The following is a 24,572-nucleotide window of genomic DNA, read 5'->3' on the forward strand; positions in this document are numbered from 1 at the left end:
CATACGGGCGGGCGGAATACCGGAATTCCGGGTGCCTCACCCGCGATCCCGGTATCCCGCCCGCCCCGCCCTCCCCTCCCTCCTCCGACGCCCCGCCGATGCCCCGCCTACGCCTCGAAGGGCAGGTCGGATCATGACGCCACCGTTCCGTCTCCATGACAACCACCGCGGCAGACCCGCCAGCGGATCTCGGCCGCGGCGCCGCGCGCTGGCCGCGCTCGCCGCCGTGGCCACCGTTCTCGTCCCGGCGGCCACCGCCCAGGCCGGCCCCACCACCACCGCGGCTCCGTCCACCGGCTTCGACCAGCAGGTGCTGTTCAAGGCGGCCCAGGAGCACGGCTACGCGTGCTTCCGCATCCCGGCCATCGTCCGGTCGACCCACGGCACCCTGCTGGCGTTCGCCGAGGGCCGGGTACGCAACTGTGGCGACGCGGCCGACATAGACCTCGTACTGAAAAGGTCCACCGACGGCGGCCGTACGTGGGGCCCCCTCCAGGTCGTCAACGAAGGCGGCGGCGACACGCACGGCAACCCGGCCCCCGTCGTCGACCGCGAGACCGGCCGCATCCTGCTCGCCGAGACCTACAACAAGGGCCGCACCGACGCCGGGAACTGCGACGTCCCCTGCGACCGCACCCCGCACCTCCAGTACAGCGACGACGACGGCGCCACCTGGTCGGCGCCGCGCGACCTGACCGCCGAACTCCGGCCCGCCGGATGGAACTCCTGGTACGCGACCGGCCCCGTGCACGGCATCCAGCTCACCCGCGGACGGCACGCCGGACGGCTCGTCTTCACCGTCAACGCCGAGAGCTACGCGGGCGGCCGCATAACGGCCAACCACGCGGCGCTGATGCTCAGCGACGACGGCGGCGACACCTGGCGGGTGGGCGCCGTGGACAGCTATCCCACCGCCGCCGACGGCACGTTCCGTCAGAAGCCGTCCGAGATGAGCCTGCTGGAACGCTCCGACGGCTCGGTGTACGTCAACGGGCGCGAGCAGGACGGTACCGATCTCGGCCACCGCACGGCGGCCGTCAGCCGCGACGGCGGCGCCTCCTTCGCCCACCCCTTCCGCACCCTGCCCGACCTGTACACGCCGATGGTGCAGGGCTCCGTACTGCGGCTGCCCACCCGCACCCTGATCGCCGCGCCCGCCGACCCCGACCGCCGCCGCACGATGACCATCCGCTCCTCGTACGACGAGGGCCGCACCTGGGAAGGCGTGGACCGGGGCGCCCGGATCACCACCGACTGGTCCGGCTACTCGGACCTGGTGGCCGTCTCCCCCGGCCTGACCGGGCTGCTGTACGAGGGCGGAGCGGCCGACGCCCGCGACGAGATCCGCTTCGCCCGCTTCACCGACGCCTGGCTCGGCCCCCGCCGGGGCCCCGATCCGACGACCCCGGACCACGGGCGGCACGCCCGGCCCGCGCTCGTGCTGGGCGGTGCCCGCCCGGTACCGGGCCGCTTCGGGGACGCGCTCTCCTTCGACGGCCGGGACGACGCCGTACGGCTGCCCTTCCGCCGCTCGCTCCCCCTGGGCAGCGGGGACTTCACGTGCAGCCTCTGGTTCCGCTACCGCGCCACGTCCGGCGAGCAGCCGTTCCTGTGGATGGGCGGGGTGGGCAGCCGCAGCCCGCAGGTGGCCCTGCGCGGCGACCCGGCCCGCGGCCGGATCAGCGCCTCCATCACCGCGCTCGACGGCGCCCGGCCCGCCGCCACCGCCGAGGCCGCCACCACCGCCGCGTACAACGACGGCCGGTGGCACCACCTGTCCCTGCGGCGCACCGGTGGCCGGCTGTCCCTCGCCGTCGACGGCGCCGAGACCCGTACGGTCCCCGACGTCCCCGGCTCCGTGAGCCGCAACTCCGTCTTCGGCGTGCACGCGGGCCAGAAGGTGGACAGCCGCGCTCACCTGGCCGGTGACCTGGACGAAGTACGCGTCTACGGGCGGGCACTGAGCGACGGCGAACTGGCCCGGGTCCGCGAGGAGAACGGGCGCGTCAGGGGGCCCGTCGTGCTGGACCTGCCCTTGGACGACGTGGACGGCGAGTAGGCACGGGGCCACTGGTCAACGCCTTCCGTAGAAGGCGTCGACCAGCGACTCCATGCTCTTCTGGAAGGAGCAGCAGAGCGCGATCCACGAGCCGTCCACGAAGACCAGGTCGAAGCGGCCGCGGGGCAGCGTCGTGCGCGGCCGGGGCCGCAGTTCGGCGATGTCCTGGCGCGGGACTTCCACGGCGAGGGCCGGTTCGGGGTCACGGGCCCGCCACCCAGTGGCGTGGTCGGTGACCACGAACAGCCGGCGGTCGGTGACCGCCTGGTGCCGGGGCACGCCGCCCGCGTTGGTGACCTGCACGAGGAAGCGCCCGGCCATGCTGGTCCAGCTGCCTTCCATGGGCTTGCCGTACATCATGCGCTCGGCCGCGTCGTCGATGGCGTCCTCGATGTTCTCCGGGGCCTCGCTGATCCCCTCCGCGACGTTGCCCACGGCGCGGGTCAGCCGGCTGTCGGTGAACCGGTTGTCGGTGACCGCGCCGATGGGCCGCGACGCCTTGCCCAGGACATTGCCCAGCACGCCCCGGATCCGCTTCTCCAGCGCCGACTGCTTGGGCGGCAGCCGCAGATGGGCGGGGACCAGCGGCAGGGACGGGTACACCTCGTACTGCTCGCTCTGCAGCAGCACCTCGCCGGGCCGGAGGAACTGCCGGCACGGAGTCTCGTGGTCGATCACGCGGCCATTCTCCTTGCCTCAGCCGAAGGGATTGTCCGGGTCGCGCGGCTGCTGGGCCGCCGTCGGGCGGAACATCAGGCGGATGTCCTGGTCGACGGCCGGCTTCTGGTAGCGGCCGAGCGGGTCCGGGTTGGCGGGGGCCGGGGCGGTGGGGACCCCGGTCTTCGACGGCGGGCTCAGCGGTCCGCTGACGGCGGGCCCGCCGGCCGTACCTCCCCCGGAGGGCGACGGGTCGAAGTCCGACGCCGGCGGCAGGTGGACGTCGCCGTGCCGCTGCGCGCCACCGGCCTTGGCGCCCCCGTCGTCACTGCCATCGAGCATGTGGTCGAGTTTTTCGGCTCCTGCCTGGACGATGGGCGAAAGGGCCTGCGTCGGATCGCCCGAGAAGCCCAGGCCCCCCATGCCGAGGCCGACGGCGCCCTTCATCGGCACCTTGATCGCCTTCAGGGCCTTCTTCGCGGCAATGCCCTTCAGGAACTTCTCGGCCTCGACCGGGTCCTTGATGTGCTTCCAGGTCCAGGGCTTGAGCTTCTTGACCTTCGACATCTTCTTGGCCTTCTTCAGCAACTTGATGATGTTGACGAAGGCCCGCAGTTCGGTGGCCAGTTCCTCCAGCACCCGGGCGATACGGGTCGAGACGATCCCGGCCTGGGCCACGGCGGTGGCGGCGGCCGCCGCGGCCGAGGCACCGACCGTGATGATCGAGGTGGCGAGCGCCACGGCCAGCTCGATGATCGCCCACTCGATCAGCTCGCGGATCAGCGTCTCCACGACCTGCTCGGCCAGCTTGGCCCGGGAACCGGCCTGTTCCAGGACGTCCGCGACCGCGTCCATGTCGGCGGCTTCCTGCTCCAGGGCCGCTTCCATCTCGGCCAGGTGCCCCTGGAACGCGTCGGCCGCCTCACCGGTCCACTCGTGGGCGAGGTCCGCGCGGTCCCGGCGCTGATCGGCGATCAGATCACGTAGATCGCGGGCCTGTTCGCGCCACAGCTTGGCGGCCTCCTGAAGGCCCTCGTCGTCACCGGTGACGGCTTCCAGGTGCTCGGCGAGCGGTTCGACGAGCGGGCGCATGATGGCGTCCACCGCCGAGTCGAACCCGCTCATCCAGTCGTTGACCTTGTTGTAGGCGCTCACCGCACCCGTCGCCACGCCGCTCATCGGGCGCTCCCGGAACCGCCCTGGACGTGCTGCATCGTGCGCACGGTCTCGTCCTCGTCGGACTGGTACGCCCGTGCCGTCTCGGTGACGCCCTCGCCGACCTTCTCCTCCAGCGTCGCCGCCTTCTCGAGGATGTCCAGGCAGTCCTCGCTCTGCTCCGAGTAGGCGCTGTACAGTTCGTCGGCCTCCGGGAGCTTCCCGAATGCCTGCTGGTTCAGCGAGTGCGAGGCGAGCTTGCTGCGTATCGCCCGCAGCTTTTCCGCCCGCTGGTCAGAACTTTTGGCGAACTTGTGCAGGGCTTCTTGAGCAGCGGTGAATTGCTCGGGCACAGATCTCCCCCGATCCGTTGTCATGGTGCGGTCAGGCGCGCCGGGGCGCCGCAAAGACCCGGACCACAGTACGGCGTCACCGACGGCGGGCAGGACGGGGGTGTTGGGGTCCGTTGTGCAGATTTGTGGGGTCAAGAGGCGGCGCGGGGCGAGGGGTTGCCGACCGCTCTTTGCTGGTCATTGGCCAGCCCTAATAATTCTCTTTACCATTATTTGGGGTTGATGCGCGACTCCGGAAACGGCGTAGCGCACCTATCGAGACACCCCGGGAAATTGCCGCAAAAGCCGGGTCACCGTTCCGGAGCCCGCGGCGCGTCCTTGGTGGCGGAAGGCGAAAGCCTGGGATTCCTCAAGGGCTACGGGCCGTTCGAGGGCGACAGTCACCGTGGCCGTGTGCAGCGGGCGAAGTACGTCCATCCCGTGGGGCAGCGTCACCACGCCCCGTACCGCGGCAGCGCGCACATAAAAGGCAAGACTTCCGCCGGTGCGCACCTCGGCGGCGCCCTCGTCTTCCGACAGCAGAGCGATGTCGGCCGCGAAGACGGCGTGCGCGGCAATCGACCCGGGCGCCGCGAGAACCTGGCCACGCTCGGCCTCTCCCGCCTCGGCGCCATGCAGCAGCAGACCGACGTTCATGCCCACAGGCTGAAGACATCTTCGACGGGCATCAGGAACGGCTTCCGCAGGGCACTCATCGGCGCATTCTCGCGTGCGCCGGGTGCGTCCGGCGATCTCCGTGCGTACGGCGTCCGGGCGGCCTCACCGCCCCGACGCCCCCACCGCCTCGGCTTTCTCCCCGCGCCGTGTCTGCCCCGTATCGGCCACCGCTGCGGCCCCCGCCTCCTCCGGCACCCGTGCCGCGTACCGCTTCGCCAGCACCGCGCACACCATCAGCTGCATCTGGTGGAAGAGCATCAGGGGCAGGACGGCCAGGCCGGCTCCGCCGCCGAACAGGACGGTGGCCATGGGGAGCCCGGCGGCCAGGCTCTTCTTCGAGCCGGCGAAGGTGATGGCTATGCGGTCGCCGCGGGGGAAGCCGGCCTTCTTCGAGCCGTACGAGGTGATGGTCAGCATCAGGGCCAGCAGGACGGCCTCGACGCCCAGCAGGCTCAGCAGTTGCCACGGGGAGACCTGGTGCCAGATGCCCTCGACCATGCCGGTGCTGAAGGCGCTGTAGACGACGAAGAGGATGGAGCCGCGGTCGACGAAGCCGAGGATCTTCTTGTGACGGGTGAGGAAGCCGCCGATCCAGCGGCGCAGCAGCTGTCCGGCGAGGAAGGGCACCAGCAGCTGGAAGACGATCGAGACCAGGGAGCGGGCCGAGAAGCCGCCGCCGCCGCCCAGGAGGAGGGCCGCCAGCAGCGGGGTCAGCACGATGCCGACCAGGCTGGAGAAGGAGCCCGCGCAGATCGCCGCCGCGACGTTGCCGCGCGCTATGGAGGTGAAGGCGATCGAGGACTGGACGGTGGAGGGGACCAGGCACAAGAAGAGCAGGCCGGTGTAGAGGGGCTGCGTCAGGACGTACGGGACGAGGCCGCGGGCGGCCAGGCCCAGCAGCGGGAAGACCATGAACGTACAGGCCAGGACCGTCAGGTGCAGCCGCCAGCTGCGCATCCCGGCGAGCGCCTCGCGGGTGGAGAGCCGGGCACCGTAGAGGAAGAAGAGCAGCGCGACCGCGCCGGTGGACGCGTTGTCGGCGACGGTGGCGGCCGTGCCGCGGGCGGGCAGCAGCGCCGCGAGGCCGACGGTGGCGACGAGGGCCAGGATGAATCCGTCCACGGGGAGCCAGGAGGGGATTTTGAGCTGAGGGCGGCGCATGGTCTCTCTTCGACGGTTGGTGCGGGTGGGGTGATCGGTGCAGGTGAGGTGGTCGGGAAGCGTGGTGTGGACGGTGTCCTCTCCAGCCTGCCTGGCGCCATGGCCATCGGGAACCCCTCTTACCGTGGTGACTGCTATCACGGATCGCGATGGCCGCCGGTAGGCTGGGACGATGTTCGACCCGGTGCAGTTGCGTACGTTCCTCGCGGTGGCCCAGACGCTGAGCTTCACGCAGGCCGCGCACCGTCTCGGCCTGCGGCAGTCCACCGTCAGCCAGCACGTGCGCAAGCTGGAGGCCGCGGCCGGGCGGCGGCTGTTCTCCCGGGACACCCACGCCGTGGACCTCACCGAGGACGGCGAGGCCATGCTCGGCTTCGCGCGCACGATCCTGGAGGCCAACGAGCGGGCCGCGGGTTTCTTCACCGGGACGCGACTGCGCGGCCGGCTGCGGTTCGGGGCCTCGGAGGACTTCGTCCTGACCCGGATGCCGGAGGTGCTGGAGGAGTTCCGGCGCGACCACCCCGAAGTGGATCTGGAGCTGACGGTCGAGCTGTCCGGGACGCTGCACGAACTCCTGGCCGCCGGCCGCCTCGACCTCGTCCTCGCCAAGCGCCGCCCCGGCCCCGCGCGCGGCCGCCCGGAGGCGCCGACCGGTCGGCTCGTCTGGCGCGACCGCCTCGTGTGGGTCGGCACCGACCGGCTGCGGCTGGACGCGCGGCGACCGGTCCCGCTGGTGGTGTTCCCGCCGCCCGCGGTGACCCGGGCCCGCGCGCTGGAGGCTCTGGAGCGGCAGGGCCGCGACTGGCGCATCGCCTGTACGAGCGGCAGCCTGAACGGCCTGATCGCGGCCACCCGGGCCGGGCTCGGCGTGATGGCGCACAGCCTCGGCATGATCCCGCCCGGCCTGGTCCGGATGCCGTCCCGGGCCGGGCTGCCGGACCTCGGCGGGGTGGACTTCGTCCTGCTGTACGGCGACGAGCGGGAGGGCGCGGCCAGGGGCCCGGCGGATGCGCTGGCCGAAGCGATACTGGCGGGCGGGGACCGGTTGCAACTGCCGTAGGGCGGCGCAGTGGGTCCAGGACCGGGCCCGTCACCTCCGCACCAGAAGCGGAACCCTCCCCTCCACACGCGGAACCCCGCCCCTCACCTCCACGCCAACGAGCAGGACGCCGCGTCCCACAGCGCCTGCCGGGCGCGCAGCGACTCGATCACGGCCTCCGCGGCCTGTGCCCACTTCTCCCGGTCGTCGCCGCAGATCTCGACGAGCATCCGCAGGGCCATCGGCGCCTGCGGGTCCCCCTCACCGCCGAGGTGCCGGGCCAGGTACTCCTTGAACGTCGCGAGCCGTTCCTGGACGCCCTCGATTGCGGCGACCCGCCGGACCGTGCCGGGCATCAGGTCCGCGCGGCCGAACGCGAACACCGCGGCCCGGCTGTGCAGCGGCGCGTGGGCTATGACGTCCCAGGTGGCGGCGGTGAAGTCGGCGGCGCCCGGGGGCACGTCGGCGTACTTCAGCGCCTTGGCGACGGTGTTGCCGTCGAGCAGCAGCGCCATGAACGACTCGACCGGGACCGTGTCGGCCCCGGTCCGGCGCATGCCGTCCACGTACAGCTCGAAGCGGCTCCGGTAGCCGGCACCGACCGTGTCGCTCTCCTCGGACAGGACGATCTCGTTGATCAGCCGGCGGCCGACGGCGGGCCCTCGCGGCACCCACGGCACCTCGGTGCAGGTGAGCTCGCGCTGCAAACTCTTGAGCAGCGCCATGAAGCCCCATACCGCGAAGACATGGTGTTCCTGGAAGGCCGTGACGCGGCCGAGGCTGGTCAGTTCGCTGTGCACGCGGTGTTTCGCGACGTGGTCGCGGGCCGGGCCCACCCGGCGCAGCAGGGCGCTCAGGCCGGGGTGGGCGGGGTCGTCGATCCGCGGGCGGTCGTCGGTCCGGTGCTGGTGGCGCTGATCGGGATGGTGGTCGGTGCGGTGGCGGTGGCTGGTCATCGTCGGCTCCATCGGTGATCGGACCGTCGGCGGTCAGGCGGGCGCGCCCGGCGCGGTGGCACGCAGCGTGAACAGCAGCGGGCACTCCCCCTCGATACGGGCGGGCAGCCAGTACCTGCCGTCCGCCCGCCGCTCCAGGTACGGCAGCATCGGGAACCAGGCGGACGGGTACTCGTGCAGGAACTCCGGCCGCAGCCCCGCCCTGATCACGCTGGTCAGGATCTCGCCGAGGGAGTGCGCCCAGGTGTATCCGGCGATCGCCCCGGACCCGGGCCCGGCGTACGGGCCGTCGAGGTCGTGGGTGAGGGGTTCGGTGCGGTGGAAGTACGGATAGCGCAGCCGGGGCCCGTCCGCGTCCTCGTCGAAGTCGAGTACGTGCACCATCGGGTGGTACTCGGCGACGTAGAGCACCCCGCCCGGCGCCAGGTAGCGGGCCGCGGCGCGCGCCCACCGGCCGATGTCCGGCAGCCAGACGAGGGAGCCGAACGAGACGTAGACGATGTCGAAGGCGTGGTCGAAGCGGGGCGGCAGGTCGTAGAGCTGCGCGCAGACGAACTCGGCGGGGAGGCCGGCCTTGGCGGCGATGGCGTTGGCCTGCCCGACGGCGGCCGGCGAGAAGTCGACGCCGGTGACGTGCGCGCCGCGGCGCGCCCAGCTCAGCGTGTCGAGCCCGAAGTGGCACTGGAGGTGGAGCAGCGAACGGCCCGCCACCGGGCCCAGTTCCCCGGGCTCGAAGGACTGGAGGCTCTCGCGCCCGGCGAGGAAGCCCCGCACGTCGTAGTGGTCGCTGCGGACGTGGGCCTCGGTCCAGCTGTCCCACAGGGCGCGGTTGGACTCGGTCCAGCGGGCGTGGCCGGCGGCGTCCGCCGCGTACCGCTCTCGGATGGTGCGCATCGGTGGCAGCCCTCCCGGCTCAGGCGGCCGTGGCCGGGAAGCGGGTGGCGGACGGGATACGGCCGCGCGGCGGCGTGCGGTGGCCCCGATGCGCAGGGCGGGCGCGCCAGGTTGCGTACGCGGCGCGCGCCCGGACCGGACGTCGCTGCGCCGATGGCTGGGTCATGGCTCCTTCTCCCCCCGTGGGCTGGTGATGCCTGGGATACGGAGCCGGAGGCGGACGCGTTCACCCCTGTTTGCGGCCGGTCGCCGCCCCGCCCGGGGGCTTGCGGGATCCGTTTGGGAGAGATTTGGTGCAGATCCGGTCCCGGCGCCGTGATCGTTCGGCTCCCGCCGCCCCCGCCGATGTCCGGGCTTCTCCGGAGTAGCCCGTTTTCGGCGCATGACCAGCGACTATGCCATCCGCCCGCCGGGCAGGACGCCCCTCCCGCGGACCGTCCTGTTGGGGTACGGTCTCGGCCCTGTGTGAAGCACCACGAGGAGCTGGGTCATTGCGCGAGTTCACCGTCCCGCCTTTGGCGACGGCGCCCCGCGTCGGCGGGTTGGCGGACGCCGTCTTCGACCATGCCGACTCGGACCCCGGCCGCGTGGCGCTGGCCCGCAAGGACGCCGCCGGGCAGTGGCGGGACGTGACCTCGGCCGCGTTCTGCGACGAGGTGCTGGCCCTGGCCAAGGGGCTGCTCGCGCAGGGCGTCCGCTTCGGCGACCGGGTGGGGATCATGTCCCGTACCCGCTACGAGTGGACGCTGTTCGACTTCGCCCTGTGGTCCGTGGGCGCCCAGCCCGTACCGCTGTACCCGACCTCGTCCGCCGAGCAGGTCTACTGGATGCTGCACGACGCGGGGGTCACGGCCTGCATGGTCGAGCACGAGGACCATGCGATGACCATCGGCTCGGTCATCGACCGGCTGCCGCAGCTGCGCCGGCTGTGGCAGCTGGACGCCGACCCGGTGGCCGAGCTGACGGCGGCGGGCGCGCACCTGGAGGACGATGTGGTGCACCGCCACCGGATGGCCGTCACCCCGGACGCGACCGCGACGGTCATCTACACCTCCGGCACCACCGGCCGCCCCAAAGGCTGCGTGATCAGCCACGCCAACTTCATGGCCGAGGCCGACAACGTCGTCCGGCGCTACGAGACGGTCTTCCACTCCAAGCCCGGTGACGATGCGTCCACCCTGCTGTTCCTGCCGCTCGCCCATGTCTTCGGGCGGATGGTGCAGGTCGCGGCGATCCGCGGCCGGGTCAAGCTCGGCCACCAGCCGGAGCTGTCCGCCGCCGCCCTGCTCCCGGACCTCCAGTCGTTCCGGCCCAGCTTCGTCCTCGCCGTGCCGTACATCTTCGAGAAGGTCTTCGCGGCGGCCCGGCGCAAGGCCGAGGCGGAGGGCAGGCTCGGCCCGTTCGAGAAGGCCGTCGAGGTGGCGGTGCGCTACGCGGAGGCGCTGGAGCACAAGGCGTTCGGCACCGCGTCCGGGCCCGGCGCCCCGCTGCGCATGCAGCACCAGCTGTTCGACAAGCTGGTCTACGGCAAGGTGCGGGAGGCGCTGGGCGGCCGGGTGCGGCACGCCATGTCGGGCGGCTCGGCGATGGAGCGCCGGCTCGGGCTGTTCTTCGCGGGCGCCGGCGTGACGATCTACGAGGGGTACGGCCTGACGGAGTCCACCGCCGCCGCCACCGCCAACCCGCCCGAGCGCACCCGCTTCGGCACGGTCGGCTCGCCCGTGCCCGGCACGACCGTGCACATCGCCGAGGACGGCGAGATCTGGCTGCACGGCGGCCAGATCTTCCAGGGCTATCTCAACAACCCCCGGGCCACCGACGCCGTGCTGCACGACGGCTGGCTGGCCACCGGCGACCTCGGCGCCCTCGACGAGGACGGCTATCTGACGATCACCGGCCGGAAGAAGGAGGTCCTGGTCACCTCCGGGGGCAAGACGCTCTCCCCGGTCGTCCTGGAGGAGCGGGTACGGGCCCACCCCCTGGTCGCCCAGTGCATCGTCGTCGGCAACGACCGCCCGTACGTGGCCGCGCTGGTGACGCTGGACCCCGAGGCGGTCGCGCACTGGCTCGCCATGCGCGGCAAGCCGGAGCTGCCGCCGACGGACCTGGTGCACGACCCGGACCTGGAGACCGAGATCCGCCGGGCCGTCGTCGCCGCCAACACGCTGGTCTCGCAGGCCGAGTCGATCCGTACGTTCCGGATACTGGCGCACCAGTTCAGCGAGGAGCAGGGTCTGCTGACGCCCTCGCTCAAGCTGAAGCGCAAGGCCATCGAGGTGGCGTACGCGACGGAGGTGGACGCGCTGTACCGGACGTGAGGGGCGGGCCCGGGGCGCCTCCCCCGTACGGGCCCGTGGCGCTCGTACCTGCGCGGATGCCGCCTCCCCCGTACGGCGGAAGCGGTTCATTCCCCGGCCCGAGGTGCCGTCCGCGGGCCGCCGGGAGGCTCGTGTTCCATGAACACCGATCAGCGCACGGACCGCCAGGTCCTCCTGGGCCGCGTCGCCGTCGCGGCCTGCGCCCCGTACCTCCTCCTGAAACTGCTGTGGATCATGGGCCACGGCATCGGCATCGTGGACCTGGGCAGGGCCGGCCGGGGCACCTGGATCGCGGCCAACGCCGTCACCTTCCTCATGGACGCCGTCGCCGCCGCCGTCGCGTACACGCTCACCCGCCCGTCCGGCCTGCGGGCCCCCGCCTGGCTGCTCGCGCTGCCCGTGTGGATGGCGGCCGGGCTGCTCACGCCCTTGATGATCACCGTGCCCACCGGCTCGGCCGTCGCCGCCCTCGCCGGGGCGGCGAATCCGATGGCGTCCGGCGACTTCCTCCAGCCCTGGGTCTACGTCCTGGTCTACGGAGCCTTCATCGTCGAGGGCATCACCCTGATGGGGGCGTTCTCGGTGTACGCGCACCGCCGCTGGGGCGCGCTGCTGCGCCGGCGGCTGGGGTCCGTACCCGCTCCGGCCCCTGGTGTACGGGCCGCGCGACGGCTGCTCGGCGTCCCCGCGGCGCTGCTGCTCGCCGTACTCGGCGTTGTCGACGTGCTGTGGGGCCTCGGCATGCCGACGGGCGCCGGAGCCGGGGCCCTGCCCGCGCGGACCGCCGTCACGGCCACGTCCGATGTCGTCCAGGGACTGCTGGCGCTGGCCGGTGCGGCCGGGCTGGGTGCCCTTCTCTTCCCCGGCCGGGGCCCCTGGCGACAGCTGCGTACGCGGGTGCCGCTCGCGCTGGCCTGGCTGGGCTCGGCGACGGTGTTCGCGTGGGGCGGCACGCTGTGGCTCTCGTGGACCGCGGCCGACGCCCTGACCGGCGGGAGCACGTCCCCGGTCCGCGGTCTGCCCGGGCTGGTGGGGGCGCTGGAGCTGATCGCCGGCCTGGTGGTGCTCTGCCTCGGCACGCTCGCCCTGGCGGCGGAGACGGCGCAGGACCGCGCGGTGCGCCCGGAACGTCCGGAGCGCCCGGTGGCGCACACACCGTAACTTTTCGCCCTTCACCTGAGGTGCGCGGGAATGCACCGTGCCGGATGATCGTTGACGTTGGAGAACATGTACGTCGACCTAAGGATCGAATCTCTCGTGAGCAAGGTCCCCCACATCACCCTCAACAACGGCGTCGCCATGCCGCAGCTCGGCTACGGCGTCTGGCAGGTGCCGGACGACGAGGCCTTCACGGCCGTCGGCAACGCCCTGGAAGCCGGGTACCGCAGCATCGACACCGCCGCGATCTACGGCAACGAGGAGGGCACGGGGAAGGCGCTCGCCGCCTCCGGCATCGCTCGTGACGAGCTGTTCGTGACGACGAAGCTGTGGAACGACGCCCAGGGCTACGACTCCACGCTGCGCGCCTTCGACGAGTCCCTGAACAAGCTCGGGCTGGAGTACGTCGACCTGTACCTGATCCACTGGCCGCTGCCCGCCCAGGGCACGTTCGTGGACACCTACCGGGCGTTCGAGAAGATCTACGAGGAGGGCCGCGCCAAGGCGATCGGCGTCTCCAACTTCCAGCCCGCCCACCTGGAGCGCCTGCTGGGCGAGACCTCGGTCGTGCCCGCGGTCAACCAGATCGAGCTGCACCCCCGGCTCCAGCAGTCCGAGGCCCGCGCCTTCCACGCCCGGCACGGCATCGCGACCGAAGCCTGGTCGCCGCTGGGCCAGGGCAAGGACCTCCTGACGGACGCGACCGTCACCCGGCTCGCCGAGAAGCACGGGCGCACCCCCGCGCAGATCGTGCTCCGCTGGCACCTCCAGCTCGGCAACGTCGTCATCCCGAAGTCCGTGACCCCGTCCCGGATCAAGGAGAACATCGACGTCTTCGGCTTCGAGCTGGACGACGCCGACATGGCGGCGATCGCGGCCCTCGACTCGGGTACGCGGCTGGGTCCGGACCCGGACGCGTTCAACGGCTGAGACCGCGGTTCCGCGATCTCGGCGTACGGCCCGGCCGTACGCACTTCTCTCAGGCGCCGCCGGCCCGCTCCCGGGCCGGCGGCGCCGTCGCGTATGCCCGCTCTCCTCCCCACCGCGCCCCAGCTGGAGCGCGGTTTCCCGGTTTCCCGCGCTGCCCAGGGGGTTGGGAAACCCCTTGGCCGCGGCGCTGAACAGGGCGAATGTCCTGAGTGCCGGGTCCGGGCAGTCAGCGGCCCCGGCACCGTGAGAACCACAACGGAGGAGATCCACATGTTCCGCATCCCTCGTGCCGCCGCCGCACTCGCGGCCACCGCGGCCGTGTTCACGCTCGCCGGCAGCACGGTGGCCACCGCCGCCGGCACCTCGGCCCCCGTCCGGCAGACCGCCTCGCCCGCGGTCCAGGACATCGTCTGCACCGTCAACGACAACGGCGTCAACTACCGCGGCGGCCCGGGCACCAACTATCCGGTCCTGGGCCAGGTGAACAAGGGCCAGAAGATGAACGCGAAGGGCCGCGAAGGCTCCTGGGTCATGGGCGACCTCTGGGGCGGCCGCACCGGGGTGTGGATCCACGTCGCCTACCTGGACTGCTGAAACCCGGCTCGCCGGCCCGGCCACACCCGCGCCACGGGCCGGCGGGCCGAACACACGGCGGGGTGGTGGAGGGTCTTCCCGGCCCGGGAGGGCCACCACCCCGCCCGGCACCGGCCGGCCGCCGCGGCCACGACCGCTACACCGCACGCGAGCACGCCGACGGGGGCGCGCGGCGCACGTGGTCGACCGGGGGACGGCGCCCGGCCGGCGCCGGTATCGGGACCGCCCTCTCCCAGGGCGGACCCGATACCGGCGCGGCTCACGCCTTTGTGGCGTTGCGTGGAGTTCAGGCCAGGACGGCGTAATATCAGCCAGTGGCTATCGAACTCACAGACGATTTGATCAAGCTGGAAGAAGCTGCCCTCGCGGAGCACGCGAAGGTCCGGGCCATGCAGGCCGAGTACGGTCGCCCCGCCGACGGCGACGGCTGGACCGACGACCAGCACACGGCCTGGCAACAGCAGTGGGACGCCTGGCGCACGGCCTCGGAAGCCGTCCAGGCCGCGATCAGCGCACACGCCGAGGCCGCCGGCGAGAGCAGGTACGAGGTCGAGAAGGCCCTGAAGGGGAAGGTGCGGCATCCGGAGCCCGAGGAGGGGTAGGGCATCCGGCGAATCGATTCCGCGTCACAGCCCGCGCAGCGCCTCGGAGAAGTCGCCGTAAACCGACCAGCAGTGGACACTGCCGTCGTCGCTCAGACCGCCCATGTACCAGTCCGGGTCATGGGCGATCTGAACGAGGCACCGGCCGTGGAAGCTCAGCACGATCGCGGGGTGCGTCGGTCATGCGTCAAGGGTCTCAGCGCACAACCAGGCGGCCTTGTACAGCCCGGACCAGCCCCAGACGCCTGCCTCCCCGCCCCTCACCGCAACGCATACCCCCCGTCCGGATACAGCGTCGAGCCCGTCATATAGCCGTTGGTGAAGAGGAAGAGGACCGTTTCGGCTACTTCGGGTTCGGTGCCGAGGCGGTTGAGGAGGGCGGCGTCGCGGTAGTGCGCGGCGGCCTGTTCGCGGATGCCGGCGGGGCGGCCGGACCAGAGGTTGCCGTCGATCATGCCGGGTGAGACGACGTTGACGCGGATGGGCGCGAGTTCGACGGCCAGGCCGCGTCCCAGGCCCTCGATCGCCGCGTTGCAGGCGACGTAGGCGGGTGCCGGACCGGCCGGGCGGACGCTCGCGGCGCCGGACATCAGGACTATGGAGCCGTCCTGGGAGAGCCGGGGCGCGGCGTGGCGGACGGCGTGGTACTGGCCCCAGAACTTGGACACGAACGGGCTCTCCGCATCCTCGTCGGACAACTCACGCAGGGGGCCGGTCCGGTAGGAGGCGGCGGGGGTGAACAGGTGGTCCAGGTGGTCGATGGTGGCGAAGAAGGCGGCGAGGGACTGCTTGTCGGTGTTGTCGACGGGGTGCCACCGGGCCGCCGGGCCGAGTTCGCGGGCGGCCTCGGCGAGGCGGTCCTCGTTGCGGCCGCCGAGGACGACGCAGGCTCCGGCGGCGACGGAGCGGCGGGCCACTTCCAGGCCGATGCCGGAGGAGCCGCCGATGATCACCACGGTGCGTTCGGCGAGTGGGGCGTGCGGGGGCGGGGTGGCGCTCATGCTGTACGGGTCCCTTCGGCAAGGCGGTCGTCCCGCTCGGGGGCGGGCGATCGTCCGGTCGTCGTGGCGTGAAGATCAACCGGAGGCGGGCACCGGTTCATTCCCCGGACGGCGCCCCGCCCCGCACGCAGCCCGCTTGCGCCACCCGCCCCGCACACAGCCCCGCCTAAGCCGCCCGCGCCGTGTGGAACGTCTGGGCGGAGAGCCAGAAGAGGTCCGGGCGCCGGGTGGCCCCGAGCGGGTCGTCCGGGTCGAGGAGGCGGGCGAGGGTGGCGCGGTCGTCCTCGTCCAGGAACTCGGCGAAGACCTCGGTGGCGCGGTCCAGTTGCCGGGTGATGTGCCGACGCTGGGCCGCGTCCAGCGGGGCGGGCACGTCCAGCAGGAAGCTGCGGCTGCGCGGGGACACCAGGCCCGCGCCGGTCAGCAGGGCGGGCCAGTCCTCCACGACGCCGCGGGCGCCGGGCAGCGCCGCGCGCATCCGGGCGAACCAGTCCTCGCGCACCGCCTCCAGACGGGCTTCGAAGCCGGGGCGGCCGAAGCCGAAGTCGCGGGGCAGCATGCGCGACGACAGGCCGCCCTCGGACGCGACGAGCAGGCCGCCCGGGCGCAGCCGGCCGGCCAGGGCGGCCACCGCGGCGGCCTGGTCGCCGACGTGGTGCAGGGCCTTGCTGGACCAGATGAGGTCGGCGTCGCCGAGGCCGCCGAGGCCGTCGGGCAGTTCACCGACGTGGGTACGGAAGCGGTCGCCGAGGCCGAGGCGGGCGGCGCGGTCCCAGGCGCGTTCGAGGAGCGCCTCGGTCGGGTCCACCGCCACGACTTCGGCCTGCGGGAAGGCGCGGGCGAGCAGGCAGCTGGTGACTCCGGGGCCGCTGCCGACGTCGAGTACCCGGCGTACCGCGTCGCGGCCCGGCCCGGACGGCTCGGTCAGCAGGTCGCGCAGCCAGGCCGTGGCCTGGTCGAGCATCGACGTCTGGAATTCCGCCTCGCCTTCGAGGTGGGCGGCGAGCGCTTCCCAGTCGACGGTGGTGTGGTCGTGGTGATGCTGGTGCCGGTGGTCGGCCGGGCCGTGGTCGTGGCCGGGTACGCCGGGTGCCGGGGTGGTGGTGCCGTGGCTGTGGTCGGTCATGGACCGAGGGTCCGGCAGGGCGCACCCAAGGGCAACCTTTGTTGCCGGTCCGGCAAGACACCCCGCGTCCGGCCCGGTGAGCCGGCCACCGTAAGGTCTTGGGCCGTGGGAACTCCAGGATGGATACCGCCGACCGAAACGGAACGGCGGCTGTGTGAGGCGGGCGCGCGGGGCGACTGGGAAGGCCAGATCGCGGCGGTGGCGGGCGAGGACCTGTATTTGGTGGTGCCCCAGCAGGGCCAGGACCCGCTGCCGGTCTACGAGGACCCGGCCGTGGGCGGCACCTGTATCCCGGTGACGACCCGCGGCATGCTGCCGCCCTGGCACCCGCAGCAGTTCTTCGACCGGGTGACGATCGAGGAACTGGCGATGGACTGGCCGAACGACAAGTGGAAGCTGGCGGTCAACCCGGGCACGCCGTGCGCCGCGTACCTGCCGGCCACCGCCGCGCACCGCGCCGCCTGGACGCGGATCAGGGCCCAGTACGGCGTACGGCCCGGCGGGCTGCTGAGCACCCACTTCGGCGGGCCGTTGCACGGCCCGCTCGCCCAGGGGCTCGCCTGCGGCGCGCCTGTCGCGGTGCACCACAGCGTGCCGTGGAACGAGCTGGGCACCGCTTTCCTCGACTACTCGGCCGACGCCGAGCTGCTGCGCGAGCAGTGGTCGGTGGTCGATCCGCCGTCCTGGCAGCAGCGCCTCGGCCAGCTGCTCGACGCGCAGTTCGTGCCTGCCGGGACGGAGGCCGCGCTGCGGGCCCGGAGCGGCGGGGAGCGGGAAGAGGAGAAGGCCGGGGCGGGTTCCGGCGAGGTGCCGGAGCTGGTGGAGAAGTACGAGGAGCGGTTCCGCGCGGACGGGGTACTGCCCGCCGACGGGCGGGTGAAGTCGCTCGTCGCCCTGGATTACGCGCACGCCGTCGCCCTCGTCCGCTGGGGACTGGGCGCCCGCCTCTGCGCGCCGCCGGAGGCCGAGCAGGCGGTGCTGCGCGCCGGGGAGCTGGCGCGGGCGGCGTACGGCTCGTGGCAGGAGTTCTCGGCCGGGTACGCGCTGGGCCGGGCGCTGGCCTTCGACAACGGCTGGTTCGGCGCGGCGTACCAGGAGGCCGTGCACATTCACCGTGTCCTCACCCAGGACCCGGCCTCGCCGTGGGTGGGCCTGCCGCTGGCCTGAGGGGCACGTACGCGGGCGACCGTACCGCCGTCAGGTGATGTCCGTGACCGTCACCGTCACGGTGACCGTCGGAGCGCCTCCGCCCTCCTCCCCCGACGCCTCCCCGAGCACCTCGCGCACCGCCGCCACGACGCGCGGCCGGACCGCGCGGGTCACGTCCAGGGCGCGGTGGCCGCGCCGGACCGCCAGGTGGACGCGGAGTCGCCACTCGCCGGGGCCGGGCCCGTGCTCGGCACGTACGCCCGCGACGCGGCCGTTCCGTACCGCCGAAGGGGCCGCCGCGGAGCCCGTACGCGACGCTCGCCCGGCCACCGTCCCCCGCAGCAGTTCGCCGAACCCGGGCCGGAGGAAGGCGACACCGGGCGTGTCCTTGGCGGCACCGGCCGCGGCCCGCAGGACCGCCCCGCGCAGTTGCGCGTCACCGTTCATGAGGTGCTCCTCTCCCCCGTGTCCGGGCCGTCGCCGGTGTCGCTCTCCATGAGGTCGACCACCCTGACGTCGATGTGCTCGACGGCCAGGCCGACGCCGTCCCGCGCCGCCGCGCGGACCCGTTCGCGTACCCGGTCGGCGAGGGCGGGCAGCGGCCACGCGTACCCGGCGACCAGTTCCAGCGCCACCTTCATGGGCCCCCGCGGCGCCAGCAGGGTGACACGGCAGCTGCCCGCCTGTACGTCCGGCAGCATCTCGGCCGCCGCGCGGATGACCTTGGCGGCCGCGGCTTCGGTGATCCACGCGTCGTCCTCGGGCTCACCCAGCGGCAGCGTCCGCCCCGGGCGGAGTTCGGTCCTGACCAGGTCCATCACCCGGGCCGTGAAGCGTTCGGTGTCCTGGTCCTCGGTGTCGCGCCCGGCCTCTCCGGCAGCCTCCCGGGCCTCGCGTACGTAGCTGTCCAGCACGCCGAGTCCGTCCAGGGCCTCCTGGCAGTACGGGCACTCCTCGGCGTGCGGGCCGGTGAGCGGGGCCGTGCCCGCGTCCCCGCCCGGGTCGCCATCCCGCTCCGCCCACACGGATGACAGCGTGCGGCCGCACGGCAGGGTCGGGTCGTCGTGCTCGCCTAGCGCCATGCGCCCATCGCCTCCGTCAGATAGCGGCGTGCTCGGAAGACCCTGCCACGGACCGCCTGGTGGCTGATGCCCACCACGTCGGCGATCTCCTCGTACGGCAGGCCGTGCAGTTCGCGCAGCACCCAGCAGGCGCGCTGCTCCGGGGTGAGCCCGTCCATGGCCCGCGTCAGCGCCTCGACGGCGGCGGTCGACTCGGCCGCCCGCACCGGTGACGACGCGTGCTCGGGCGCGGTCGGCTCCGGGACGGAGCCGAGGTCCTGGGTGAGGGGTTTGCGGGTCCGCAGCAGATTCAGGCAGCGGTTGGTGACGATGCGGTACATCCAGGTCGCGAAGGCGGCGTCGCCGCGGAATTCCGGGATTCTGCGCCAGGCGCTCACGAAGGCGTCCTGTACGGCGTCCTCCGCGTCGGTGCGGCTGCCGAGCAGCCGGGTCGCCAGGCGCAGGAGCTGAGCGCTGTGCCGGCGTACGAGCACCTCGAAGGCCCCCTCGTCCCCCTCCCCGGCACGTACGGCCAGCAGGGCATCGCTGGGTTCGGGCACTCACCGGCTCCTTCCTCGCTGTTGCCGTGCGCACGGGGCCGCGCCGCCACGCCTAGGGCGTGTCTTTCGGATCATCCTGGGCCCGCGACGCCTGGCACGGCACTCCCCCAGCTACCGCTGGGAGGTGCCCCCACGCGGCGTTGTCGCATCACCCACGGACACCCAGTCCGAGGGCAATGCTCCGCCTTGCGAGGCTCCCCCGCAGCCCTGGACGGGCGCGGGAGGTGCCCCCATCACCAGACGCCGCGGGCTGCTCCAGGCTGATCCAAAAGACACGCCCTAGGTCATAGCCCCGTACGCCCCGTTGGACACCTGCCGGCGCCGAACGTCACGCGGACACCGGCATCCGCCCGGCGGCCCGGCACCGCTGCGCGGCCGTTCCGCCGCGTACCGGGCGTTCTGGTGCGCCGTACACGCTTGTACGCTGCGCGAACGGGCAGACGGACCAGGCCGGGCGAGCAGCCCGGCCGCATCGGGGAGAGGACGGACAGACGATGAGCGGGAGCGGTAACGGCCGCGGGCCGCAGCGGGCGCTGCTGACCACCGGAGCCGGCCGTACGCGCGCGCGGAGCGCGGCGCTGCCGAGCTGGCCCCGGATCCGGACCGCGGCCCGCCGTACCCCGGTCTCGATCTGGAACGACGACGTGTCCGACTGGGCGGCCAGCCTGACGTACTACTCGGTGCTGGCCCTGCTGCCGTCCGTGATCGTCACCATCTCGCTGATCGGCATCGCCGCTCCGGAGGCCACCGAGGAGCTGATCAACCACGTCAGTTCGCTCGCCCCGGCCGGGTCCGGCGCGACCGTCCGCCGGGCGCTGGTGACCATGGCCCACCAGCGGACCGCCGCGTGGATGCTGGTGGGCGGCGGGACCGTGAGCGCCCTGTGGTCCTCGTGCAGCTATCTGGCGGTGTTCCGGCGGGCCCTGCACGCCATGCACCGGGTGCGCGACGACCGGCCGCCGTGGCACAAGGCGCCGCGCATCCTGGCGACGGCGCTGCTGCTGATGGCGCTGCTGATCAGCAGCGCCGGGGCCCTGGTGGTCAGCGGCCCGCTGGCGCACGCGGCCGCGCGGGGGCTGGGCCTGGGCGAAGGCAGCGGGGCGGTGTGGGACCTGTTGCAGTGGCCGCTGCTGTTGCTGCTGGCGATCGTGCTGGTGATGGTGCTCTTCCGTACGGGCCCCTCCCGCACGCGCGGGCGGCGGGCGGTGCCCGGCGGGGTGGTCGCGGTGCTGCTGTGGCTGGTGTCCTCGGCGGGGTTCACGTTCTACGCGTCGTACGTGGGCACCTTCAACCGCCTCTACGGGTCGCTCGCCGGGCCCGTGGTCTTCCTGATATGGCTGTGGTTCTCCCACCTGTCCCTGCTGAGCGGCGCCCAGTTCAACGCCGAGCTGGCCCGTATGGAGAACGCGGACAGCGCCCCGGAGGACAAAACCGGCAAGGCCGCGGACGGCTGAGCGCACCCGCCCGCAGCCGTACGGACGGCCGGGCGCGCCCGCTCAGCTCGCCCCGTGGCCGGTGGCGATCTCCTCGACCCGCCGCGCCAGTGTGAAGTCGAGTCCGGTGATCGCGTTGCCGGCGCTGTGGGTGTTCACGGCGAGGGTGAGGGTGTTGTAGCCGAGGGTCAGCTGGGAGTGGTGGCCCAGCTCCTCCTGGATCTGGGCGACGTGCACCACCATCGCGGCGGCCGGCAGGTGCCGTTCGAAGCTGTACGTGCGGGTCAGCCTGCCGTCCGCCACCGACCAGCCGGGCAGCTCCGCGAGGCGGTCCTCGATCTCCTTGTCCGTCAGCGGGTCCACCGATGCGTCCATCTCGCTCCGCCTCTCCGTCCACCGCATACGTCCCGGCGCACCGTCCGCATCACCGGGCCGTCCGCGTCGTGTTGATGGCATTGATTCCAGCAGTTCCAGCGTGGCACGCCGAGGACGCTTTCGCGCCAATGTGCGCACGGCCACGCGACGGGCTTCCGGGACACGGGGGCCGCTCCTATGCTCCTGCGCCTGACGAGTCGGCCGTTACGCGGCGTAGTGGGGAGTGACCGTGGGCAGCGTGAACCGTATGGAGCACCAGTGCACAGACGGTAAGGGGAGTCCGCGGCGAGCGTTCCTCGGCCGGGCCGCCGCGGTGGGCGGCGCGCTCGCCCTGGGGGCCGGGGGGACGGCCGTCGCCGCGCCCGCGCCGGCCGGGGCCCGTCGCCGCAGGGCGGGCCGGACCGTGGCCGTGCTCGGCGGCGGTGTGGCCGGGCTGACCGCCGCCCACGAACTGGCCGAACGCGGCTTCCAGGTCACCGTCTACGAGCGCAAGCCGGGCGGGCTGGGCGGCAAGGCCCGCAGCATGGACGTACCGGGCAGCGCGCGCGGCGGGCGCAAGCCGCTGCCCGGCGAGCACGGCTTCCGTTTCATTCCGGGCATCTACCACAACCTGCCGGACACCCTGCGCCGCATCCCGTTCCCCGGCAACGCCAACGGCTGCCACGACAACCTCGTCGCCTCCACCGAGGTGATGTTCGCCCGTACCGGCGGCCGGGAGGACATCCGCCTCCCGTTCTCCATGATCGGCACTCCCCCGCCCGTCCTGACCCCCGACGCGTTCCTGCGCATGCTGACCGGGCTGTTGCAGACCGCCACGCATCTGCCCGCCCACGAGATCGCGTACTTCGCCAACCGGCTGCTGGTGTTCCTGACCAGCTGCGACCGGCGCCGGCTGGAGGTGTGGGAGCACACGCCGTGGTGGCGGTTCGTACGGGCCGCGTCGATGTCGCCGGACTACCAGCGGCTGCTGGCCATCGGCCTGACCCGCAACATCGTGGCGACCAAGGCGGAGATCGCGTCCACCCGGACCGTGGCGACCTGCGCCGAGGCGTTCGTCTTCAACGTGCTGGGCCGGGGCGCCGACGGGCAGCCCGACCGGGTGCTGAACCTGCCCACCAACGAGGCGTGGATCGACCCGTGGGTGGCGCATCTGCGGTCGCTGGGCGTGGCGTTCCGCGTCGGGTGGTCCGTACGGGATCTGCGGCTCGCGGGCGGCCGGATCGCGGAGGCGGTCGTCACCGACCCGCAGGGGGCGCGGCAGTCGGTCGTCGCCGACCACTTCGTCCAGGCGATGCCGGTCGAGCACGCCCGCAGGACCTGGAACGTCGCCGTCCGCGCAGCCGATCCCCAGCTGGCGCGCTGCGACAAGCTGGCGACCGACTGGATGACGGGCATCCAGTTCTACCTGACCGAGCCGACGCCCATCATCCACGGGCACATCAACCACATCGACTCGCCGTGGTCGCTGACCTCGGTCGGTCAGGCGCAGTACTGGAAGAGCCGCGATGTCCCGGCCGACTACGGGGACGGGACGGTCGCCGACTGCCTGTCCGTGGACATCTCGGAGTGGGACAAGCCGGGCATCCTGTACGGGAAGACGGCCAAGCAGTGCACCCGCGAGGAGATCGCGCAGGAAGTCTGGGCGCAGATGAAGGGCGGCCTCAACGACACCGGTGAGCATGTGCTGCTCGACGCGAAGCTGCACTCCTGGTTCCTGGACCCGGCCGTCGGCGGGCTCGGCACCCCGCACCCCACCAACGACGAGCAGCTGCTCATCCACCCCACCGGCACCTGGTTCAACCGGCCCGCGTCCCGTACGGCGATTCCCAACCTCTTCCTCGCCGGTGACTACGTGGCCGTCGACATCGACCTGGCGACCATGGAGGGCGCCAACGCGTCCGCCCGCCAGGCCGTGAACGCGCTGCTGGACGCGTCCGGTTCCGGCGCCGGGCGGTGCACGGTCACGCCCCTGTACCGCGCCCCGGAGTTCGCGGCGCTGAAGCGGCACGACGAGACCCGCTACCGGCTCGGGCTGCCCAACGCGTTCGACCTGGGGTGAGAGCGAGGTCCTACCCGGAGCCGGCGCGGGCCGCCTTCCCCAGGAGCAGTTCCCGCTCGCGTACGTTGTGTGCCAGGGCCGCTGCCCGCTCGAACTCCTCGCGCGCCTCGGCGGCCCGCCCCAGGCGGTCCAGCAGCTCGCCGCGGACGCTCGGCAGCAAGTGGTAGCTCTTCAGGGCGGGTTCGCCGGTGAGCGCGTCCACCAGTTTCAGGGCGGCGGCGGGGCCTTCGGACATCGAGACGGCGACCGCCCGGTTCAGCTCCACCACCGGGGAGGGGCACAGGGCCAGCAACTGGTCGTAGAGGGCGGCGATGGCGGCCCAGTCGGTGTCCTCGTAACGGGCGGCCATGGCGTGGCACGCGGCGATCGCGGCCTGGAGGGAGTACGGGCCGCGGCCCGCGCGGTGCAGGGCGTCCACGCCCCGGCGGATGAGCATGCGGTTCCACCTGGCGCGGTTCTGGTCGGCGAGCAACACCGGCTCGCCGTCCGGCCCCGTACGGGCGGGGATGCGCGACGCCTGGAACTCCAGCAGCGCGGCGAGGCCGTGCACTTCGGGCTCGCCGGGCATCAGGTTCGCCAGGACTCGGGCCAGGCGCAGCGCGTCCTCGCACAGGGCCGGGCGCACCAGGTCGTCGCCGGCCGTCGCGGAGTACCCCTCGTTGAAGACGAGGTAGATGACCTCCAGGACGGAGGAGAGGCGGTCCGCCCGGTCGCTGCCGTACGGGACCTCGAAGGGGACCTGAGCCTTGGCGAGCGCCCGCCTGGCGCGGACGATCCGCTGCGCAACAGTCGCCTCCGGCACCAGGAATGCGCGGGCGATCTCCGAGGTGGTCAGCCCGCCCAGCAGCCGCAGGGTGAGCGCGATACGGGCGGGTGCGGCCAGCACGGGGTGGCAGGCCGTGAAGATCAGCCGCAGCAGGTCGTCGTCGATGTCCTCCGGGCCCGCCGGTTCGGGCGGTGGCGGCGCGTCCTCCAACGTCCGCCCGACCTCGGCCAGTTTGCGCGCGTAGGTCTCCTTGCGGCGTACGAGGTCGATGGCGCGGTGCTTGGCGGTGGCCATGAGCCAGGCGCCCGGGTTGTCCGGCACGCCCGACTCCGGCCACCGCTCCAGCGCGGCGACCAGGGCGTCCTGCGCGATCTCCTCGGCGATGCCCACGTCCCGCACGACGCGGGTGACACCGGCGATGATCCGCGCGGACTCGATCCTGAACACCGTCTCGACCGCTTCGGCCGTGCCTGCCGTCGTACGTCCTGCCGTCACGGCCACCCATCAGA

25 protein-coding genes are annotated in these 24,572 nt (G+C 72.7%); 10 read left to right on the forward strand and 15 right to left on the reverse strand.

The window, feature by feature from the left end:
• Positions 1-133: 133 nt before the first annotated feature.
• The gene (locus CP984_RS06650; RefSeq protein WP_003983621.1) at positions 134-2,059 is read left to right on the forward strand and encodes an exo-alpha-sialidase; all 1,926 of its coding nucleotides are present in this window, start codon (positions 134-136) and stop codon (positions 2,057-2,059) included.
• Between the two features lie 15 nt (positions 2,060-2,074).
• Here CP984_RS06650 and CP984_RS06655 read toward each other — a convergent pair whose 3' ends face one another.
• The 5 genes from CP984_RS06655 to CP984_RS06675 form a co-directional block, all read right to left on the reverse strand.
• A complete protein-coding gene (locus CP984_RS06655) occupies positions 2,075-2,737 on the reverse strand; it encodes a hypothetical protein (protein ID WP_003983622.1) in 663 nt (220 codons plus the stop codon).
• An 18-nt stretch (positions 2,738-2,755) separates the two neighbouring features.
• Entirely contained in the window at positions 2,756-3,895 is a 1,140-nt protein-coding gene (locus CP984_RS06660) for a WXG100 family type VII secretion target (protein WP_003983623.1), read from the reverse strand.
• Entirely contained in the window at positions 3,892-4,224 is a 333-nt protein-coding gene (locus tag CP984_RS06665; RefSeq protein ID WP_003983624.1) for a hypothetical protein, read from the reverse strand. The genes CP984_RS06660 and CP984_RS06665 overlap by 4 nt, the downstream gene beginning before the upstream one ends.
• 252 nt (positions 4,225-4,476) lie before the next feature.
• Entirely contained in the window at positions 4,477-4,860 is a 384-nt protein-coding gene (locus CP984_RS06670) for an EF-Tu C-terminal domain-related protein (protein ID WP_050506163.1), read from the reverse strand.
• A gap of 123 nt (positions 4,861-4,983) precedes the next feature.
• On the reverse strand, positions 4,984-6,042 hold the full coding sequence (locus tag CP984_RS06675; protein WP_003983626.1) for a bile acid:sodium symporter family protein: 1,059 nt from the start codon (positions 6,040-6,042) through the stop codon (positions 4,984-4,986).
• A 172-nt stretch (positions 6,043-6,214) separates the two neighbouring features.
• Here CP984_RS06675 and CP984_RS06680 point away from each other — a divergent pair, with 172 nt between their 5' ends.
• Positions 6,215-7,102, forward strand: coding sequence for a LysR family transcriptional regulator (locus tag CP984_RS06680; RefSeq protein ID WP_003983627.1), 888 nt, complete (start codon positions 6,215-6,217; stop codon positions 7,100-7,102).
• An 83-nt stretch (positions 7,103-7,185) separates the two neighbouring features.
• Here CP984_RS06680 and CP984_RS06685 read toward each other — a convergent pair whose 3' ends face one another.
• Both CP984_RS06685 and CP984_RS06690 read right to left on the reverse strand, forming a co-directional pair.
• Entirely contained in the window at positions 7,186-8,037 is an 852-nt protein-coding gene (locus CP984_RS06685) for a DUF3050 domain-containing protein (RefSeq protein ID WP_003983628.1), read from the reverse strand.
• Between the two features lie 33 nt (positions 8,038-8,070).
• A complete protein-coding gene (locus CP984_RS06690; RefSeq protein ID WP_003983629.1) occupies positions 8,071-8,931 on the reverse strand; it encodes a class I SAM-dependent methyltransferase in 861 nt (286 codons plus the stop codon).
• A gap of 491 nt (positions 8,932-9,422) precedes the next feature.
• On the opposite strand from CP984_RS06690, the gene CP984_RS06695 reads away from it, so the two are divergent.
• From CP984_RS06695 to CP984_RS06715, 5 genes are all read left to right on the forward strand, one after another.
• Positions 9,423-11,249, forward strand: coding sequence for an AMP-dependent synthetase/ligase (locus CP984_RS06695; RefSeq protein ID WP_003983630.1), 1,827 nt, complete (start codon positions 9,423-9,425; stop codon positions 11,247-11,249).
• Positions 11,250-11,387: 138 nt separating this feature from the next.
• Complete coding sequence (locus CP984_RS06700) at positions 11,388-12,410, forward strand: hypothetical protein (RefSeq protein ID WP_003983631.1); 1,023 nt, start codon at positions 11,388-11,390, stop codon at positions 12,408-12,410.
• Positions 12,411-12,506: 96 nt separating this feature from the next.
• The gene (locus CP984_RS06705) at positions 12,507-13,337 is read left to right on the forward strand and encodes an aldo/keto reductase (RefSeq protein ID WP_003983632.1); all 831 of its coding nucleotides are present in this window, start codon (positions 12,507-12,509) and stop codon (positions 13,335-13,337) included.
• Between the two features lie 270 nt (positions 13,338-13,607).
• Complete coding sequence (locus CP984_RS06710; RefSeq protein ID WP_003983633.1) at positions 13,608-13,931, forward strand: SH3 domain-containing protein; 324 nt, start codon at positions 13,608-13,610, stop codon at positions 13,929-13,931.
• A 314-nt stretch (positions 13,932-14,245) separates the two neighbouring features.
• Entirely contained in the window at positions 14,246-14,533 is a 288-nt protein-coding gene (locus CP984_RS06715; protein ID WP_003983634.1) for a hypothetical protein, read from the forward strand.
• A gap of 24 nt (positions 14,534-14,557) precedes the next feature.
• On the opposite strand, the gene CP984_RS41195 is transcribed toward CP984_RS06715, so the two are convergent.
• The 3 genes from CP984_RS41195 to CP984_RS06725 all read right to left on the reverse strand — a co-directional run bounded on the left by CP984_RS41195 (position 14,558) and on the right by CP984_RS06725 (position 16,660).
• Positions 14,558-14,695 (reverse strand): hypothetical protein, encoded by a 138-nt coding sequence (locus CP984_RS41195; protein ID WP_003983635.1) that lies wholly within the window; start codon positions 14,693-14,695, stop codon positions 14,558-14,560.
• Positions 14,696-14,793: 98 nt separating this feature from the next.
• Positions 14,794-15,534 carry an SDR family oxidoreductase gene (locus CP984_RS06720; protein WP_003983637.1) on the reverse strand — a complete coding sequence of 247 codons (741 nt, stop codon included), beginning with the start codon at positions 15,532-15,534 and terminating at the stop codon, positions 14,794-14,796.
• 166 nt (positions 15,535-15,700) lie between these two features.
• A complete protein-coding gene (locus CP984_RS06725; protein WP_003983638.1) occupies positions 15,701-16,660 on the reverse strand; it encodes a class I SAM-dependent methyltransferase in 960 nt (319 codons plus the stop codon).
• Between the two features lie 105 nt (positions 16,661-16,765).
• Between CP984_RS06725 and CP984_RS06730 the strand changes: the two genes are divergently transcribed.
• Complete coding sequence (locus CP984_RS06730; RefSeq protein ID WP_063726404.1) at positions 16,766-17,827, forward strand: DUF1266 domain-containing protein; 1,062 nt, start codon at positions 16,766-16,768, stop codon at positions 17,825-17,827.
• A gap of 30 nt (positions 17,828-17,857) precedes the next feature.
• Here the strand turns inward: CP984_RS06730 and CP984_RS06735 are convergent, their stop codons facing one another.
• Genes CP984_RS06735 through CP984_RS06745 form a run of 3 tightly spaced genes read right to left on the reverse strand, consistent with a single transcriptional unit; the run spans position 17,858 to position 19,430 of the window.
• Positions 17,858-18,256, reverse strand: coding sequence for a hypothetical protein (locus CP984_RS06735; protein WP_003983640.1), 399 nt, complete (start codon positions 18,254-18,256; stop codon positions 17,858-17,860).
• Positions 18,253-18,891, reverse strand: a complete 639-nt coding sequence (locus CP984_RS06740; protein ID WP_003983641.1) for an Asp23/Gls24 family envelope stress response protein — start codon at positions 18,889-18,891, stop codon at positions 18,253-18,255. The genes CP984_RS06735 and CP984_RS06740 overlap by 4 nt, the downstream gene beginning before the upstream one ends.
• The gene (locus tag CP984_RS06745; protein WP_003983642.1) at positions 18,882-19,430 is read right to left on the reverse strand and encodes an RNA polymerase sigma factor; all 549 of its coding nucleotides are present in this window, start codon (positions 19,428-19,430) and stop codon (positions 18,882-18,884) included. The genes CP984_RS06740 and CP984_RS06745 overlap by 10 nt, the downstream gene beginning before the upstream one ends.
• Positions 19,431-19,924: 494 nt before the next feature.
• On the opposite strand from CP984_RS06745, the gene CP984_RS06750 reads away from it, so the two are divergent.
• Entirely contained in the window at positions 19,925-20,884 is a 960-nt protein-coding gene (locus tag CP984_RS06750; protein WP_003983643.1) for a YihY/virulence factor BrkB family protein, read from the forward strand.
• Positions 20,885-20,926: 42 nt separating this feature from the next.
• Here CP984_RS06750 and CP984_RS06755 read toward each other — a convergent pair whose 3' ends face one another.
• Positions 20,927-21,238: a 4a-hydroxytetrahydrobiopterin dehydratase gene (locus tag CP984_RS06755; RefSeq protein WP_003983644.1), complete on the reverse strand. Its 312-nt coding sequence runs from the start codon at positions 21,236-21,238 to the stop codon at positions 20,927-20,929.
• Positions 21,239-21,485: 247 nt separating this feature from the next.
• On the opposite strand from CP984_RS06755, the gene CP984_RS06760 reads away from it, so the two are divergent.
• Complete coding sequence (locus CP984_RS06760) at positions 21,486-23,297, forward strand: hydroxysqualene dehydroxylase (RefSeq protein ID WP_030185636.1); 1,812 nt, start codon at positions 21,486-21,488, stop codon at positions 23,295-23,297.
• A 10-nt stretch (positions 23,298-23,307) separates the two neighbouring features.
• On the opposite strand, the gene CP984_RS06765 is transcribed toward CP984_RS06760, so the two are convergent.
• The gene (locus CP984_RS06765; RefSeq protein ID WP_003985394.1) at positions 23,308-24,558 is read right to left on the reverse strand and encodes an RNA polymerase sigma factor; all 1,251 of its coding nucleotides are present in this window, start codon (positions 24,556-24,558) and stop codon (positions 23,308-23,310) included.
• Between the last annotated feature and the right edge of the window lie 14 nt (positions 24,559-24,572).

This window comes from Streptomyces rimosus, from assembly GCF_008704655.1.
Lineage (GTDB): Bacteria > Actinomycetota > Actinomycetes > Streptomycetales > Streptomycetaceae > Streptomyces > Streptomyces rimosus.

Excerpts from the sequence above, each read along its gene's own strand:
- CP984_RS06650 (WP_003983621.1), top strand. The coding sequence starts at position 134 with ATGACGCCACCGTTCCGTCTCCATGACAACCACCGCGGCAGACCCGCC.
- CP984_RS06660 (WP_003983623.1), bottom strand. The coding sequence starts at position 3,895 with ATGAGCGGCGTGGCGACGGGTGCGGTGAGCGCCTACAACAAGGTCAAC.
- CP984_RS06670 (WP_050506163.1), bottom strand. The coding sequence starts at position 4,860 with ATGAACGTCGGTCTGCTGCTGCATGGCGCCGAGGCGGGAGAGGCCGAG.
- CP984_RS06675 (WP_003983626.1), bottom strand. The coding sequence starts at position 6,042 with ATGCGCCGCCCTCAGCTCAAAATCCCCTCCTGGCTCCCCGTGGACGGA.
- CP984_RS06680 (WP_003983627.1), top strand. The coding sequence starts at position 6,215 with ATGTTCGACCCGGTGCAGTTGCGTACGTTCCTCGCGGTGGCCCAGACG.
- CP984_RS06685 (WP_003983628.1), bottom strand. The coding sequence starts at position 8,037 with ATGACCAGCCACCGCCACCGCACCGACCACCATCCCGATCAGCGCCAC.
- CP984_RS06690 (WP_003983629.1), bottom strand. The coding sequence starts at position 8,931 with ATGCGCACCATCCGAGAGCGGTACGCGGCGGACGCCGCCGGCCACGCC.
- CP984_RS06700 (WP_003983631.1), top strand. The coding sequence starts at position 11,388 with ATGAACACCGATCAGCGCACGGACCGCCAGGTCCTCCTGGGCCGCGTC.
- CP984_RS06710 (WP_003983633.1), top strand. The coding sequence starts at position 13,608 with ATGTTCCGCATCCCTCGTGCCGCCGCCGCACTCGCGGCCACCGCGGCC.
- CP984_RS06720 (WP_003983637.1), bottom strand. The coding sequence starts at position 15,534 with ATGAGCGCCACCCCGCCCCCGCACGCCCCACTCGCCGAACGCACCGTG.
- CP984_RS06725 (WP_003983638.1), bottom strand. The coding sequence starts at position 16,660 with ATGACCGACCACAGCCACGGCACCACCACCCCGGCACCCGGCGTACCC.
- CP984_RS06735 (WP_003983640.1), bottom strand. The coding sequence starts at position 18,256 with ATGAACGGTGACGCGCAACTGCGCGGGGCGGTCCTGCGGGCCGCGGCC.
- CP984_RS06740 (WP_003983641.1), bottom strand. The coding sequence starts at position 18,891 with ATGGCGCTAGGCGAGCACGACGACCCGACCCTGCCGTGCGGCCGCACG.
- CP984_RS06750 (WP_003983643.1), top strand. The coding sequence starts at position 19,925 with ATGAGCGGGAGCGGTAACGGCCGCGGGCCGCAGCGGGCGCTGCTGACC.
- CP984_RS06755 (WP_003983644.1), bottom strand. The coding sequence starts at position 21,238 with ATGGACGCATCGGTGGACCCGCTGACGGACAAGGAGATCGAGGACCGC.
- CP984_RS06760 (WP_030185636.1), top strand. The coding sequence starts at position 21,486 with ATGGAGCACCAGTGCACAGACGGTAAGGGGAGTCCGCGGCGAGCGTTC.